We start from the raw sequence: 14,102 nt of genomic DNA, 5'->3' as shown, positions 1-14,102 counted from the left end.
CTGCCAAGGTGACAGGGTTTTCAGTCAGCGGCTTAGATGTAGGATTTTAATACATCATCCTTCGCCATAACCGTTTGTAGAGAGGTTAATACTTGAAGAGTATCCTGATTTTTATCAGAATAAATTTCAGAAAAATTCTGCTTGGATACCGCAAAGAAACGGGCTTTATCTTCAGCTTTAATATTGAGCAATTCAGCCAGCACATTCAGGCTTTCGCCCTCACCTACCGACATATCACGTGCGAGAGTTTCGGAATTTTCATTGGTAAAAGTGACCACCTGAGCGGTAACTCTTCCGCCTTGACTACATCCTAAAGTACCGAAAGTAATCCCGATCCATTGGTTAGTGAAAAGAACGTTGGTTGTTCCTGCCAGAAGTTTAGGAATGATGCCGGACTGACCTTCCCATACCTGACTACCTATACCACAACCGACATCATTGTCGGCCATAGCCATACCTGAACCTGTGACCAGTACAGCGGCCAGCATTATTTTTTTCAACATGCTTATTCTCCAATTATTCTCATGCAATCTTGTTATTACTCTAGTCATGTAATTTAAATTACATACTTAGCAGATTAACGGGAAGTCAAGTATGGTGCAATGAAAAAAATGTATGCTTTAGCTAAAGATAAAGACCTACTGTTCTAATGTGGTTTAAGTGTCCAGTTGCCTTCGGTATGACGCGTGCCTAAAATTTTCAGCACTAGCACCAGACTGAGCATTAATAGTAGATACCAGGAACCCAACTTGCCCCAACCAACCATATGCCAGGCATCGACCTGACTCGGATAAAGCCAGATTTTATAAAAGGTACTGATATTTTCTGCAACCCAGATAATAAACGCCAAAATCATTAACACGGGTAACATCGGAAGCTGGATTTTATGCCGCTGCAGCTGAAAGCGAATTTTTGTTTTCCAGAAAATGATGACGCTCCATGCAAATAGTAAATAGCGAATATCTGGCACAAAAAATTTGCTCATGAAATTAATATACGAGAATACTGCCAACGCCATCATGTTAAGAAAGTTAGGAAGCTTCTCGAACGATACCTGATACAGCCTTAATGAGCGGGCAAAAAAACTGCCTACGGCTGAATACATAAATCCAGCAAACAAGGGTACGGTCAAAATTTTGAATATTGCAGGCTGTGGATACTGCCATGAAGCAATTTGCGGATGGGTCAGGAAAATTTCCATGACCATCGCCATAATATGAAACAAGGCAATGACTTTGGCTTCTGACCATGATTCCAGCTTTAAATACAGCAAGCAAACTTGAATAATTAAGGCATAAAACAACAAATAGTCATAACGAAAAAAGCCATAAAGCTCTTGGCTTCCCATAGAGGCTGTAAATACAAAAGCAACCAACAGTAAAATCCCAAATAAGGCAGCCGAAGCTGCCTTAAATGAGAACTCAAAACATGATTTAACAAGACTGATCACGGTTGAATCCTAAAAAAATGATTTTACTCACAGATGCTTAAAGATATTTGGCGCTATATTCATGCACAGTATCAATAAATACTTTAGGATTTGCAGGATCGACCCATTGGGTAATACCATGACCTAAGTTAGCGATGTAACCTGTTTTTTCACCACCCGCATACGCATCATCCAGCATGGCTTTGGTGGCTTTTTCAATGGATGCCGGTGTACCATACAAAGTGGCTGGATCCAGGTTTCCTTGCAAAGCAGCGCGGCCATTGACAGTTTGGCGTGCCACATTCAACGGCGTAGTCCAGTCCAGACCTAATGCATCTGCACCCGTGGCCAGCATAGGCTCGATCCACTGACCGCCACCTTTGGTAAATAAAATCACCGGTACTTTACGACCTTCATTTTCACGTTTTAAACCTGCAACAATTTTCTGCATGTAGTTCAATGAAAATTCGATGTATTCACGATGTGCTAATGCCCCGCCCCAACTGTCAAAAATCTGTATTGCTTGTGCACCCGCATCAATTTGCGCATTTAAATAATCAATGACAGCAATAGCCAGGCGGTCCAGCAAGGCATGCAATACTTCAGGTTGGGCATACACCATATGTTTGGTATAACGGAAGTCTTTACTTGAACCCCCTTCAATCATATACGTTGCAAGCGTCCAAGGACTGCCGGAAAAACCAATCAATGGCACTTGACCGCCTAATGCAGAGCGAATGGTGGTTACAGCATTCATCACATAATCTAGATCAGATTTGGCATTAAAGTTGGGTAAATTTGCCACATCCTGTTCAGTACGAATGGTTTTATGGAACTTCGGACCTTCACCCGCTTCAAAATACAGGCCTAACCCTAAAGCATCCGGCACAGTTAAAATATCTGAAAATAGAATGGCTGCGTCCAAGTCATAACGGCGCAAAGGTTGCAAAGTGACTTCACATGCAAAATCATTATTTTTACACAAGGAAAGAAAATCACCCGCTTTGGCACGTGTTTCGCGATATTCAGGCAAATAACGCCCTGCTTGACGCATCATCCAAACTGGTGTGCTATCTACTGGCTCACGCAACAAAGCACGTAGAAAACGATCGTTTTTTAGAGTCGTCATTTACTTTCCCATCTCATTTTTAATCTTCGAACCATCATACCAAAAAGCCCGAAAATTTAGTAACTTCTCTCGCCTTTAAAAAGTAATCATGGGAAATTTAAAATAATTTTTACACAAAACAAATACTGCATCTCCTCTTTTTTTCTGCAATACTTGTGTAGTTTTATCAAATTGTTAATGAATAATTTTTAAGGTTGAATTCCATGTTCGTTCGCACATTACTCGCTATGAGTTTAAGTTGCATTTTTGCGGGTACAACGTTTGCTGCATCTACTGCTGAACAGCCTTTAACTCCCAAAAAGATTGCTGATACTGCGGTTCAAGACCCTATTGACCCTCTTGCAACTGAAGCAGCCTCAAGCGCTCAAAGCACTGAAACCCATATTACACAACAAGAACAACAAGACTTGAATAAGGCTTCAAAAACCTTAGAAGATCTTAAAAATTCTGAAGATGATACCGCTGCAATCGGTACTGCACCTACGACAAAAACATCGAGTGTGACCCCCAACTCTAGTGCTGCTGCAGCCAAAGCATCATGGACATTAGATGGCCTGAACAATGCCGAATGGTATGAAAATATTGGTAAAGGTCAATTCCCAGTTTATGCTCGTGCACATGTCATGTTAAACAACTCGCATGCTTCCCCGGGTGCGATTGATGGTTCAAGTGGTAAAAACACCCTCAAAGCAATTGCGTCATTCCAACAAATAAGTGGCATTAAACCAACTGGGACCTTAACTCAAGAAACCTGGAATGCCTTAATTGCCAAACACGGTTCTAAACCTGCATTTATTGAATACACCATTACCGATGCCGACTTAAAAGGTCCTTATGCTGCATCTATTCCTCGCGATTATGCATTACAGGCAAAAATGAAAGGTCTGTATTACACTCGTGTAACTGAAATGTTGAGTGAAAAGTTTCATATGGATGAAGACTTTTTGAAAAAGTTAAATCCGAAAGCAACTTTCAAGAAAGCGGGTGAGAAAATCATTGTCGCCAACATCCGCAATGAAGTACCAGAAGATATTCATTTGATCGTTGCGCATAAAGGTGCCAAACAACTGTACTTGTTTAACAGCCGCAATCAAATGATTGGTTCATTCCCAGCAACCATCGGTAGTTCAGATACTCCTTCTCCTACTGGCACTTATAAAGTCACTGGCGTAGCACCAAATCCTTGGTATAGCTATTCACCAAGCAATTTTGTGCAAGGTAAGAATACTAAACCGCTTTCACTACCACCGGGTCCCAATGGTCCTGTTGGAAATATCTGGATTGGTTTAAGTAAAAAATCATTTGGTATTCACGGTACACCAAACCCATCTGCAATTTCTAAAACTGCATCGCATGGTTGTATCCGTTTAACCAACTGGGATGCCAATGACTTAGGTAAAAAAGTGAAATCTGGCGTAACTGTTAAATTCCTAGAATAATCAAAATATTGATAATTCCAAAGCCTGCATTTATGTGGGCTTTTTTTACAAAAAATAAAATGCCATTTATCTTAAAACCACTCATAATGTGATTTATTCTACATATTCTAAATATTAACAATAAAAAATATCCGTTGCATAAATAGAATGATATGTCGCTTTTATACTATTTTTATCACTTTTATAGCACGGTATTATCATTCTAATTTCAAATAATAAGGAGCATCAAAGATGAATACTTTTTTGCATCATGCTGAGAATCGAGGTCATGTCAAAGCCGGTTGGTTAGATACCAAGCATAGTTTTTCTTTTGGCAGCTGGTATGACCCCAAATATATGGGCGTCAGTGTACTTCGCGTGATTAATGATGACACCATTGCTGCTCATAATGGTTTTGGCGCCCATCCACATGAGAATATGGAAATTTTGACCTGTGTACTGGACGGTACAATTTCGCATAAAGACAGCATGGGCAATGAACGTCATATTACTGCAGGTGAATGGCAACTCATGAGCGCGGGTACCGGGGTTCAACATAGTGAAATGAACAATGGCGATACCCCAGTGCATATGTTGCAAATCTGGATTCATCCAGATATTCAGAATGCTGAACCCAATTATCAGCAAATTCAGTGCAATCCGCATGAGCAACCGAATCAGTGGCATTTAATTGCTGGACCGAGTGATAATGCGCCTATGCATATTCGCCAACAAGCTGAAGTAAAAACTGCAGTCTTGAAAAAAGATCACCTGCTGCCTGTTGAAGCAACACAGCAAGTCAATTATGTGCATGTGATTTCAGGGGTAATCCAGATTGAAGATCAAATTGTGAAAGCTGGCGATGCGCTACTTTTTGCTGAAAATAATCAAATTAAAGCTTTAGAAGACAGTCAATTCATCTGGTTCGATTTACCACAAGCTAAAAATTAATGCTTTATATTGCTAATTTCCTATTTGAGATGACTATTGCCAATAGTCATCTCAAATAGATTTAAAAAGTGAATATTAAAAAATGTCTTTAACCGCTTATTCAATCTAACTATCGTTATATCTTGTCGCATCCATAGCTATAAAAATCAAACCAATAACCCTCATATTTTTATCCAAAAAAACTACCTTTTAGAGGAAAATAAATCCGGTTTATTTTGAAATAAAGAGATAGAACATTGCTTTCATCAGTAAGAACTATCTTGGCGGATCTATTATAAATGGTGAAATAAATTTATAAACCTTAAATTATTTTTAATAATCAGAAGAGAAAATCTACATGAATCAGATTTTGGATGTTCAAACTACTCAACAACAGGCTCTGCTTTTTTTATTAGATTTTTTAAAACAGAAAAATTACCACTTTACGACGATTACTCCTCTTTCCCATCAACGTATTTTGAACCGCAATAAGAATACAAAAAATAAGGCTATTACTCTCGGCGATATATTTGGCTGGAATTTAGCATTCACAGAAACCGCTCTGGAATCCTCCCTTTTTACAATTCTAAAAGAAAATCAGCTCATCCGTTTCCATGATGGTCAGTGGTTCAGTCAAGTGCGAGTAGCTTCCTTAGATGATGAATTATTTATTCATTCAGGTTTTCCTACCGTTGAACATGACGCGGTTTTTTTGGGTCCCGATACCTATCGCTTTGTTTATCATTTAAAACAATATTTGGCGCACAAACCTCAGTCATTCAAGCAGGCGCTGGAATTGTGCTGCGGTACTTCTGCTGCTGCGATTAGTATGGCTAGAAATTTTTCTGATTTTGATAAAATTACCGTGGCGGATCTTAATCTGAAAGCATTGTCATATAGCCAAATCAATGCAAGCTTTGCAGATTTAAATAATATCACGCCAGTCTACAGCAATTTATTTAAGAATCTTGAAGGACAGTTTGACCTTATCTTTGCCAATCCCCCTTATTTAATTGATGCAGATCAACGGCAATATCGTCATGGCGGCAATGAACTGGATGGTAGTGAATTATCCTTTAGAATACTGCAAGAAGGTATTACGCGGCTAAATCCACAAGGGTGTTTGTTTTTATATACGGGAGTAGCAATCCGGTCAGACCGTAACCCTTTTTTAGAACAGCTTGAAAAGTTAATGCGCTCTAAATCGAACATAAACTGGTGTTATGAAGAAATTGATCCTGATGTTTTTGGCGAAGAGTTAGAGCAGCCTGCTTATCAACATATAGAACGAATTGCTTTGGTTTTGGTTAAATTGGAATTGATGCGTTAAGAATAGCTGTGTTACCCAAATATTTAAGAATTCAAAAGTATCCCCAGAAAAATAAATGATTTATCTATTTTTTTTCATTAGTTTTATCGGATTGTTTTTTATTTATCGTATCCATTCTTATATAGCTAAAATCGTAGACATTAAAAAAAGCCCCTGTTTTCACAGGGGCTTTTGAATTTGGCGGAAGCGGTGTACGCCTAACAGATGTCCTAGGCAATTTTGATTATGCCCAGGCTATGGAATATTTTGTTGGGGAGAACGCTGCTGAATGGAAAAGCAATTTAGAACCCATCCTCGGTAATTTAAAACAGATTTTTCGCCCTCATCCATCTTTTTTATGATCAAGTTTATGATTTTGTTAAGCATTTAAGATAGAAAAAAGAGATTCCCCCTAAAGCTCTGGAATTTGCAATTCTGACTATCTATCGTTCTAGTGAAATTTTTGGGACTAAATGGCAGGAAATTGATTTTAAGCATAAAGTCTGGATTATTCCTAAAGAACAAGTGAAAGCTCAAAAGGAACATGGTGTATTGTTATTTCAAGAAGCTATTAGTTTGCTTAAATCAATTCAAGAATATACTCCACCTCAAAATTTCATCTTCCCTGCTACGTAATGGGCAAATGCTTTCGGATAGGTCATAACTACACTGATCAAACGCATACATGAACAAAAATTTAAAGATACGGGCTTAGGCTATATTGATCCAAAACAAAATCGAGTGATTACAACACATGAATTCAGATCAACATTCCGTGACTGGTCAACCGATAAAACAGACTACCCTCGTTAAGTTTGTGAACATGTACTTGCACATAAATTACCAGATGAAGTTGAAGCTGTTTATTTATGTAGGGCTTAGTTTGGAAAACGTAAGAATTTGATAATAGGGACTAAGTTTATTAATTTTTTCAAAAAACCATAATTTAAAACCAAACCCAGCCAAATTGCGAGAATCAAATTAAATTGCATTGAAGTAATAGATTTTTTTAAATTTTTTATTTTTAATAACAAGTGAGGCATATTTAATCAGTCATAAATTTTTAAAAGATATTTTATAAATTAAACCTTAAAACTGCATTAAGAAACACGACCATTCTTTAATAATTATAATAAAGATCAAATATTTAATACAATTAAACAATGAGCATTTAACTTTCCTGAATGCGTTTAAGTGACTAAAATTTTATTGTATATCTGATAGAAGAATTAAACAGATTATTACTTTTTCTTATCGACAGATAAGAACAAAAATATCATTTATTCTTAAGCTTAAGTTAATTAATCCAATTTAAAATATTAAAAAAGATCACCAAAGAGTCCAGCTGATGAATCAACAAGAATCAAGTATCGCTACTCACCTTTCTAAAGTTCCTCAGATCACTGCACTTTTCTGGATCACTAAAATTTTTGCCACAACTTTTGGTGAAACTGGCGGTGATGCAGTATCGATGTCTCTAAATTTAGGCTATTTGATCAGTACCTTTATTTTTGCAGCCATATTTATAGCTTTGCTATTCTTTCAAATCAGCTCTAAATCTTACCGTCCTTATTTGTATTGGTTTACTATCATCGCCAGTACGACCGTAGGTACGACACTGGCTGATTTTGTCGATCGATCTTTGGGGATTGGATATGTCGGCGGAAGTAGCCTGTTGCTCGGTTTGGTCTGCTTGTCTTTATTCAGCTGGTATAAAGTTGAAGGCAGTATTTCACCGCATACGGTGAATTATCCACGGGCAGAAATTTTCTATTGGTTAACCATTACCTTTTCCCAAACCTTAGGGACGGCTTTAGGAGATTGGTCAGCAGACACCATGGGGCTGGGTTATAGCGGTGGAATTATTCTTTTCGTCGGTCTTATTCTCATGATTTTGGCCCTGTACAAATTCACTCATGTTTCAAGAACCTTACTGTTTTGGAGTGCATTTGTTTTAACTCGCCCTTTGGGCGCTGTGGTCGGAGATTTTCTCGATAAACCGATCGCTTCGGGTGGTTTGGATTTAAGTCGTTTTACTGCTTCAGCTGTTATTTTGATTGCGATTCTATTGTGTATTTACTTTAGCAATAAAACGACTGTAAAAAAGGCCTAAATATATAAGGTCGTATTAATATTGAAACATTGATTGGATCTGTGCGCTGACACAATAAGCCAGTAAGCCCTGCTAAAAATGCTTTCAACAAGGAATTTTTTTGCCATGATGTCATTGATTCAAACCCATCAGCAATTGTTCATCTTGGGCATACTCCTATTTTCACTGGTTATTCTTTTGTGGGGGTTGCAGTACTGGATTATTCAGCATGGCAAACAATTATTGGATCAATTTGTGCAGTATGGGGAAACGTTTAAACAACATGTGGGAAAAAGCAATTTATTCATTCGAATAAAATATAAGTACCCGCGTTTTTTCGGTTTTTTGTGGAGAAGATTCCAACTTCAGCATTTTTATGGCTTACCTCTGACGCTTTTATTTTTAGCTATGGGCTATATTTTAGCTTTGTTTACCGGACTTGTTGAAGATGTGGTTACTTCAGACTCCATCGTGACAATGGATTATTTTGTTTCCCAACAGATGAATATGCTGGATCGGCCCAGTTTAGTGAATTTTTTTATTTTCATCACCAGTTTTGGTTCTACAGCAATTTCTTGTTTGATTGTGATTTTAGTCTGTGTGATCTGCTGGATCATTCGCCAACCCTATATATTAATAGGGTTGCTGGTCTCCACCATAGGAAGTTCTATATTTACCTTCCTCAGTAAACTATTATTTCATCGCGTGCGACCAGTCGATGCTTTACTGCTTGAGCAGTCATACTCATTCCCTAGTGGGCATGCCACCATTGCCATTGCCCTATATGGATTTCTTGCTTACCTCACTATTCGTTTTAGCGCAAATTTTACCAGACAAGTCCGTATATTTTTTACGATGTTTCTTTTTGCTGTACTTTTAGGCCTCAGTAGAATGGTATTAAATGAACATTATCTAAGTGATGTACTGGGTGGATTTTTAGTAGGAATATTATGGTTAATTATCAGTATTAGTCTGACAGAATGGTTAAGTGCCAGAGGAAAAATTATTTGGCAAATACCTGGGTCAGCTATGCAGACTTATACAGTAGGCCTAAGCATTATTTTGGTTCTGCTTGCTGTGCTAATATATGCAGAAGTCTATCAATTTCCATTGTTAGCTTAAGTAAAATCAACTTTTAAGATCTTTTAGTGGCCAAGTAAAATAATTGATCAAATAATAAAAATAATGAGAAGTGCTAAAAATTATGCCGCACTTCTCATATCTTTTGCATTTTTGGAATGCAGGTTTTTCAATCGAAATACGATCTAAAACAGCTTCAATTGCAGAATTGAATAATTCCACCATTAGAGCCAGTAAACAGACAGCCCCCATCAATGCCCGTTCTATAGAAGAAACAGCAATAAAAAAGCTCATAGGAATTAGAATAAGATTAATTAATACCATTTGACGAAAAGCCGCCTATTTTTAGACGCTCTTTTAAATCCTGAAAATGAATAGCCAGTGGCTGCAAAAATCCGTTTTAAATTTTTTTTGCCTTTTACTCCCGGTTTTTGAAATTAGCCAATAATAATCTCTACAGATGAAATAAATTTATTATAATCATCCTGATAACAAAAAGGATATACCTTGTGCGCCATTCTTACCATATTGAAAAACATTACATCGAACGTGCGGGATGGTTGCGTGCAGCTGTGCTGGGGGCAAATGACGGGATTATTTCAGTCACAAGTCTCGTGGTGGGAATCGCAGCTAGTGGAGCATCCACACATACCCTATTGGTGACCTGTATCGCCGGGTTAATATCTGGAGCTGCATCAATGGCGGCGGGTGAATATATTTCTGTTAAATCGCAACAAGACATTGAAAAGAATGATCTAGAGATGGAAGAACGTGAACTGCAACGCCATCCTGAACATGAATTAAATGAGCTAAAAAATATTTACATACAGCGTGGATTACATCCCGATTTAGCGCAACAAGTCGCGCAACAACTGACTGCACACAATGCTTTAGATGCACATGCGCGTGATGAAATTGGTATTTCAGATCATACTTCTGCCCAGCCCTTTCGTGCCGCATTCTCTTCAGCTATTGCATTTACTGTAGGCTCATTATTTCCTTTAATTTCAATTATGCTTCTGCCTGAGCAATACTTAGAGAAAGGCGTCATGCTGATTGGGGTATTAAGTCTCGGAATTATGGGTGCCTTGGCCAGTTATGCGGGCGGTGCAAGTATTTGGAGAGGTTCGATTCGGGTGATGATTTGGGGAATTATCGCCATGTTATTCAGTGCTTGGATCGGATCATTATTTAATGTTGCGGTGGCATAAGATCCCTTTTTTGTATAATCCAAATACTCCCACTCCATGTGGAGTATAGATAATAAATCTATAGAAATACCTTACATGTCTGACATGCTTTATATCGATAAAGCATGTTGTTCTAGGTGAACAATATGCCTATTTTTTTCTCGTTATAAATCTAAATCATTTCATTTTTTTAAAAAGCATACTTTTTAATACATTATCTTTGAAAATAAAATGGTGGATTAATGCAGCACAAGCATGTAAACCTACGACTGTAATAAAGAAGTTACCTAAAAATTGATGTATCTGACCAATATATTTAACCTCTCTAACACTGCTCAAAAGTGGCAAATTTAAAGAGAATACTTGGAAGTTATCAGTGAAACTCGATAATGCAAGCCAGCCCGCTATTGGAACGACACATAAACTTACGTAAAGCGCAAATCTGACAATTTTAAATAATTTTATTTGATACGGATTAATGATCTCATTTTGAGGAATATTTCTTTTATAGAAAAAAACAAAAATCAACCGCACGAAAAATAGAATAAATATTGAAATTCCACCTATAACATGAATCTGGCCCTGCAACCCTGTTCTTGTTGGATCTCCACTCGTCAAATATACAATTACAACTAAAACAAAGGTAATCCAGTGCATTATTATCATAGGTTTAGGATAATTATTATTCATATTTTTTCCTGAATTTTAAATATTTATATAAGACGGAACCGATGAAAGAAGAATAGATAAAATTTATCTAGTAAAGTAGTGCTAGCCCAAGTTGGCTGCAGATCATCTCCCTACTTGAAGATCTTTTATAATTTCAACATACCTCATTTCTAGTCTATACATGGTATTACTATAATCTTAAAAATAATTTGCCAGACGCTTAGAAACTTTGGGTACGAAGATTTATTTTTAATAGGTAACTTATAAATATTATTTCAGACATTGTAGGCACTCAGCATTGTGGTTAAACAGCTCCCTTCAGTATTACTGTGCATCCTGCACACAGTTATTTTTTTCGTCAGTTGTGGGAACTGTTACAAGCCTATTCGGCCTGGAACTAGCATGCTTTAAGCATGGGTCTCTGTGCCTTCTTCACTCTACAATTTACCTAGCGCTATAAAACTATTCCCGTAGCTTTTTTGTTGATTATTTTAGGTATTGGTTTAAATGTTATGGGGTATACCCAGGAATGGGGAATTAGTTCTGTTGGGCATTTTGAGTTTATTCTACCGAGTTTTAACTTACCTCATTTGAATATGAATAATTGGTTGCAACTAGTAGAAATTTCGCTGGCAGTTGCACTGATTATTTATGCCGAATCTTATACATCAATTCGTACCTCTGCCCTAAAATACAATAATTCAAGCGAGCCAAACCGTGAACTGACTGCATTGGGGGGTGAGTAATATTTGCTCAGGATTGTTTAAGGGAATGGCGGTTGGCGCAGGCTATTCAGCGACTTCAGCCAATGAGTCTGCAGGAGCAAAAAGCAAAAAATCGGCATGGGTGGCAGCGCTGGCAGTGGTGATTTTTTTGCTGTTTTTTCGTTAGTATATCGCCAATATTTCTGAGCCAGTTTTGGTGAGCATTGTGATATATGCGGTAAGTGGGCATCTTCATTTTGCCCCCCATTTAAACAGTATTTTATTTGGCATAAAGATCGGTTGTTGTCGATTATTGCGATTTGGGCAGTGATTATTTTTGGTGTGCTAAATGGTTTATTGATTGCGGTAATTGTGAGTGTTTTAATGTTATTAAAAAGCTACTCTGTTCCTCGAATTGCGTGGCTTTGACGTCTAAATGGTGGGCATGATTTTGTAGACACAAACCGTTTCCCTGAAGCTGTAGCACCTTATGCTATTTTAATTGCACGGCCTGATCATTCCATGTTTTTTGCCAATGCAGAAAAAATCTGTCATACGATTCTAAAGAAGGTTTCTGAGCAAAATTATGAACATGTGATTTTGAATCTTGAAGAGTGTCCAAGCCTTGATAGTACCAGTATTGAAGAGTTGCTATCGTTGGCTAAGCATTTGCAAGAGCAGCAGATCGACCTGCAATTGGCAAGAATACGTCGTTCAGTCGCACACCTTATTGTATGTGAATAGTCCATTATTTCCCCAGTCTAGTTATGATTCACAAAGTGTCGATGATGCCGTACATCAGTTAGAAAGCAGCGCTATTAATCAGAGAAAGTTTGTTCAGTGGGCAATTAAGTGTGGTAACACCTTTTCAAGTCAATTTATCATCCATTATTCGAAGTCATTTAGAATGATGTTAAAAACTTGATTTTCTTTTTCAAAAAATGGTTATGTGGGGTAGGTTGAGGGGTAAAACCATAGTTAAAAAAATAAGCCCTTGTAAAAACAAGGGCTTATTTAGATATTTGGCGGAAGCGGTGACAGTCACATTTAAAACATAATACATTGAAAAACAATAATAAATAAAATAAAAATTCAGTTTTTACTGTTATTTTTACTACTTCATATTTCCACAAATTATTTATTAAAAACTTATTTCAAAAATTTGTTACTACAGAATTTCTAAGAATGGATTTTTATCCACGATAGCAGCTTGCGATTTCTTACGAAGTAAATCGACTAGATCATCTTGACGTTGTAGCAGCATAACAAATTCTCGTAATGAACATAAGAATAAAGTTTTTTGATTAAGAGCATTTCTACATTCAGACACAACTGATGAAGCATAACCATTTGTTGCAATGAAAATTCCATGAGCATCAGCACGACTAAATAGGCGAACCAAATGTGGTGAAAACTCACCTATACCTACTGATGCATTAAGCCACTTCATTTCAACCAGATGAATCTGTCCATTTAGTTCAATGACCCCATCTATTTGTTCGACAACTACAGAAGTATCAGGATTTCGACGACGAAAATCTTCACACACAAGAATTCCATAGACACGGAATAAATCATTTAGAATTCCTTCTAAAAGTTTACCCCTTTCCTGTGGTTTGTCATCCATACCAAAGAGTGCAGCAAGACGTAGGCTAATAGCATTAATTTCTTCACGTCGTTTTGCTGCTGCGATGCGTTCTGCTTGTTGCCTAAATCGACGTTCATCTCTCTCAGCATTTCTTTCCTGCTTCATCCGAGTAAATGAATCTTTCTTATTTACAGCTTCCCTAATACTTGCGACTAACCCTTTAGCTTTGAGTTGGTCAGTTGGCCAGCAAGTTTCAAAACTCTCAAACTCTATAACTCGCTTAATTATTTCACGACGAGCACTAAGCCCACTATCCCCCCGTGAATTTACTTTCGTTAAAACATTACGAACAATTTCAAATTTATTAATTGACTGAGGATCTGTCTGTACAATCCTAATAACACCCATTATATCCTCTTGTGGAACACCTGCCCCTTGGAGAAAAAGCACAACAGCTTTCTTTCCTCGGAATAACCTTGGAATCGTTTCAACCAGCAATTCGAACACATCAGGTGGATAATGAAATATATCAGTCATTCTATTCTCTCATAGCCTTCAATACCT

14 protein-coding genes and 2 pseudogenes are annotated in these 14,102 nt (G+C 37.4%); 10 read left to right on the top strand and 6 right to left on the bottom strand.

Going from position 1 to position 14,102, the window contains the following annotated elements; genetic code table 11:
* Window positions 1–32: 32 nt before the first annotated feature.
* The 3 genes from AC3CAU_RS08150 to hemE form a co-directional block, all read right to left on the bottom strand.
* Entirely contained in the window at window positions 33–503 is a 471-nt protein-coding gene (locus AC3CAU_RS08150) for a DUF3015 family protein (RefSeq protein WP_424619610.1), read from the bottom strand.
* A gap of 143 nt (window positions 504–646) precedes the next feature.
* Window positions 647–1,447, bottom strand: coding sequence for a DUF817 family protein (locus AC3CAU_RS08145; RefSeq protein WP_447054371.1), 801 nt, complete (start codon window positions 1,445–1,447; stop codon window positions 647–649).
* A 40-nt stretch (window positions 1,448–1,487) separates the two neighbouring features.
* Entirely contained in the window at window positions 1,488–2,558 is a 1,071-nt protein-coding gene (hemE, locus tag AC3CAU_RS08140) for a uroporphyrinogen decarboxylase (protein WP_447054257.1), read from the bottom strand.
* A gap of 203 nt (window positions 2,559–2,761) precedes the next feature.
* Between hemE and AC3CAU_RS08135 the strand changes: the two genes are divergently transcribed.
* From AC3CAU_RS08135 to AC3CAU_RS08110, 6 genes and pseudogenes are all read left to right on the top strand, one after another.
* Complete coding sequence (locus AC3CAU_RS08135; RefSeq protein WP_447054256.1) at window positions 2,762–3,997, top strand: L,D-transpeptidase family protein; 1,236 nt, start codon at window positions 2,762–2,764, stop codon at window positions 3,995–3,997.
* A gap of 231 nt (window positions 3,998–4,228) precedes the next feature.
* A complete protein-coding gene (locus AC3CAU_RS08130) occupies window positions 4,229–4,927 on the top strand; it encodes a pirin family protein (RefSeq protein WP_131213698.1) in 699 nt (232 codons plus the stop codon).
* Between the two features lie 337 nt (window positions 4,928–5,264).
* Window positions 5,265–6,236 carry a methyltransferase gene (locus tag AC3CAU_RS08125; RefSeq protein WP_447054255.1) on the top strand — a complete coding sequence of 324 codons (972 nt, stop codon included), beginning with the start codon at window positions 5,265–5,267 and terminating at the stop codon, window positions 6,234–6,236.
* Window positions 6,237–6,454: 218 nt separating this feature from the next.
* A pseudogene (locus tag AC3CAU_RS08120) lies at window positions 6,455–7,025 on the top strand (tyrosine-type recombinase/integrase); the annotation flags it as partial.
* 538 nt (window positions 7,026–7,563) lie between these two features.
* Complete coding sequence (locus AC3CAU_RS08115; RefSeq protein ID WP_131213702.1) at window positions 7,564–8,328, top strand: COG4705 family protein; 765 nt, start codon at window positions 7,564–7,566, stop codon at window positions 8,326–8,328.
* A 105-nt stretch (window positions 8,329–8,433) separates the two neighbouring features.
* On the top strand, window positions 8,434–9,429 hold the full coding sequence (locus AC3CAU_RS08110) for a phosphatase PAP2 family protein (protein ID WP_447054254.1): 996 nt from the start codon (window positions 8,434–8,436) through the stop codon (window positions 9,427–9,429).
* Between the two features lie 80 nt (window positions 9,430–9,509).
* On the opposite strand, the pseudogene AC3CAU_RS08105 reads toward AC3CAU_RS08110, so the two are convergent.
* Window positions 9,510–9,782: pseudogene (locus AC3CAU_RS08105) on the bottom strand (diacylglycerol kinase).
* A gap of 114 nt (window positions 9,783–9,896) precedes the next feature.
* On the opposite strand from AC3CAU_RS08105, the gene AC3CAU_RS08100 reads away from it, so the two are divergent.
* Window positions 9,897–10,598: a VIT1/CCC1 transporter family protein gene (locus AC3CAU_RS08100; protein ID WP_447054253.1), complete on the top strand. Its 702-nt coding sequence runs from the start codon at window positions 9,897–9,899 to the stop codon at window positions 10,596–10,598.
* 156 nt (window positions 10,599–10,754) lie between these two features.
* Here AC3CAU_RS08100 and AC3CAU_RS08095 read toward each other — a convergent pair whose 3' ends face one another.
* The gene (locus tag AC3CAU_RS08095) at window positions 10,755–11,267 is read right to left on the bottom strand and encodes a cytochrome b (RefSeq protein WP_447054252.1); all 513 of its coding nucleotides are present in this window, start codon (window positions 11,265–11,267) and stop codon (window positions 10,755–10,757) included.
* Window positions 11,268–11,758: 491 nt separating this feature from the next.
* Here AC3CAU_RS08095 and AC3CAU_RS08090 point away from each other — a divergent pair, with 491 nt between their 5' ends.
* The 3 genes from AC3CAU_RS08090 (at window position 11,759) to AC3CAU_RS08080 (ending at window position 12,694) form a co-directional block, all read left to right on the top strand.
* Window positions 11,759–11,992 carry a SulP family inorganic anion transporter gene (locus AC3CAU_RS08090; RefSeq protein WP_447054251.1) on the top strand — a complete coding sequence of 78 codons (234 nt, stop codon included), beginning with the start codon at window positions 11,759–11,761 and terminating at the stop codon, window positions 11,990–11,992.
* A gap of 25 nt (window positions 11,993–12,017) precedes the next feature.
* The gene (locus AC3CAU_RS08085) at window positions 12,018–12,137 is read left to right on the top strand and encodes a hypothetical protein (protein ID WP_488368463.1); all 120 of its coding nucleotides are present in this window, start codon (window positions 12,018–12,020) and stop codon (window positions 12,135–12,137) included.
* A 335-nt stretch (window positions 12,138–12,472) separates the two neighbouring features.
* Complete coding sequence (locus AC3CAU_RS08080) at window positions 12,473–12,694, top strand: STAS domain-containing protein (protein ID WP_424619373.1); 222 nt, start codon at window positions 12,473–12,475, stop codon at window positions 12,692–12,694.
* Between the two features lie 424 nt (window positions 12,695–13,118).
* Here AC3CAU_RS08080 and AC3CAU_RS08075 read toward each other — a convergent pair whose 3' ends face one another.
* Window positions 13,119–14,075, bottom strand: coding sequence for a restriction endonuclease (locus AC3CAU_RS08075; protein WP_447054249.1), 957 nt, complete (start codon window positions 14,073–14,075; stop codon window positions 13,119–13,121).
* Between the last annotated feature and the right edge of the window lie 27 nt (window positions 14,076–14,102).

This window comes from Acinetobacter sp. GG23 (assembly GCF_057766365.1).
Note: the sequence above shows the minus strand (reverse complement) of the source record. Positions and strands in the feature narration are given on the sequence as shown.

Coding starts and splice junctions, on each gene's coding strand:
- AC3CAU_RS08150 (WP_424619610.1), bottom strand. CDS start 503: ATGTTGAAAAAAATAATGCTGGCCGCTGTACTGGTCACAGGTTCAGGT.
- hemE (WP_447054257.1), bottom strand. CDS start 2,558: ATGACGACTCTAAAAAACGATCGTTTTCTACGTGCTTTGTTGCGTGAG.
- AC3CAU_RS08135 (WP_447054256.1), top strand. CDS start 2,762: ATGTTCGTTCGCACATTACTCGCTATGAGTTTAAGTTGCATTTTTGCG.
- AC3CAU_RS08130 (WP_131213698.1), top strand. CDS start 4,229: ATGAATACTTTTTTGCATCATGCTGAGAATCGAGGTCATGTCAAAGCC.
- AC3CAU_RS08125 (WP_447054255.1), top strand. CDS start 5,265: ATGAATCAGATTTTGGATGTTCAAACTACTCAACAACAGGCTCTGCTT.
- AC3CAU_RS08115 (WP_131213702.1), top strand. CDS start 7,564: ATGAATCAACAAGAATCAAGTATCGCTACTCACCTTTCTAAAGTTCCT.
- AC3CAU_RS08110 (WP_447054254.1), top strand. CDS start 8,434: ATGATGTCATTGATTCAAACCCATCAGCAATTGTTCATCTTGGGCATA.
- AC3CAU_RS08095 (WP_447054252.1), bottom strand. CDS start 11,267: ATGAATAATAATTATCCTAAACCTATGATAATAATGCACTGGATTACC.
- AC3CAU_RS08090 (WP_447054251.1), top strand. CDS start 11,759: ATGGGGTATACCCAGGAATGGGGAATTAGTTCTGTTGGGCATTTTGAG.
- AC3CAU_RS08085 (WP_488368463.1), top strand. CDS start 12,018: ATGGCGGTTGGCGCAGGCTATTCAGCGACTTCAGCCAATGAGTCTGCA.
- AC3CAU_RS08080 (WP_424619373.1), top strand. CDS start 12,473: ATGTTTTTTGCCAATGCAGAAAAAATCTGTCATACGATTCTAAAGAAG.
- AC3CAU_RS08075 (WP_447054249.1), bottom strand. CDS start 14,075: ATGACTGATATATTTCATTATCCACCTGATGTGTTCGAATTGCTGGTT.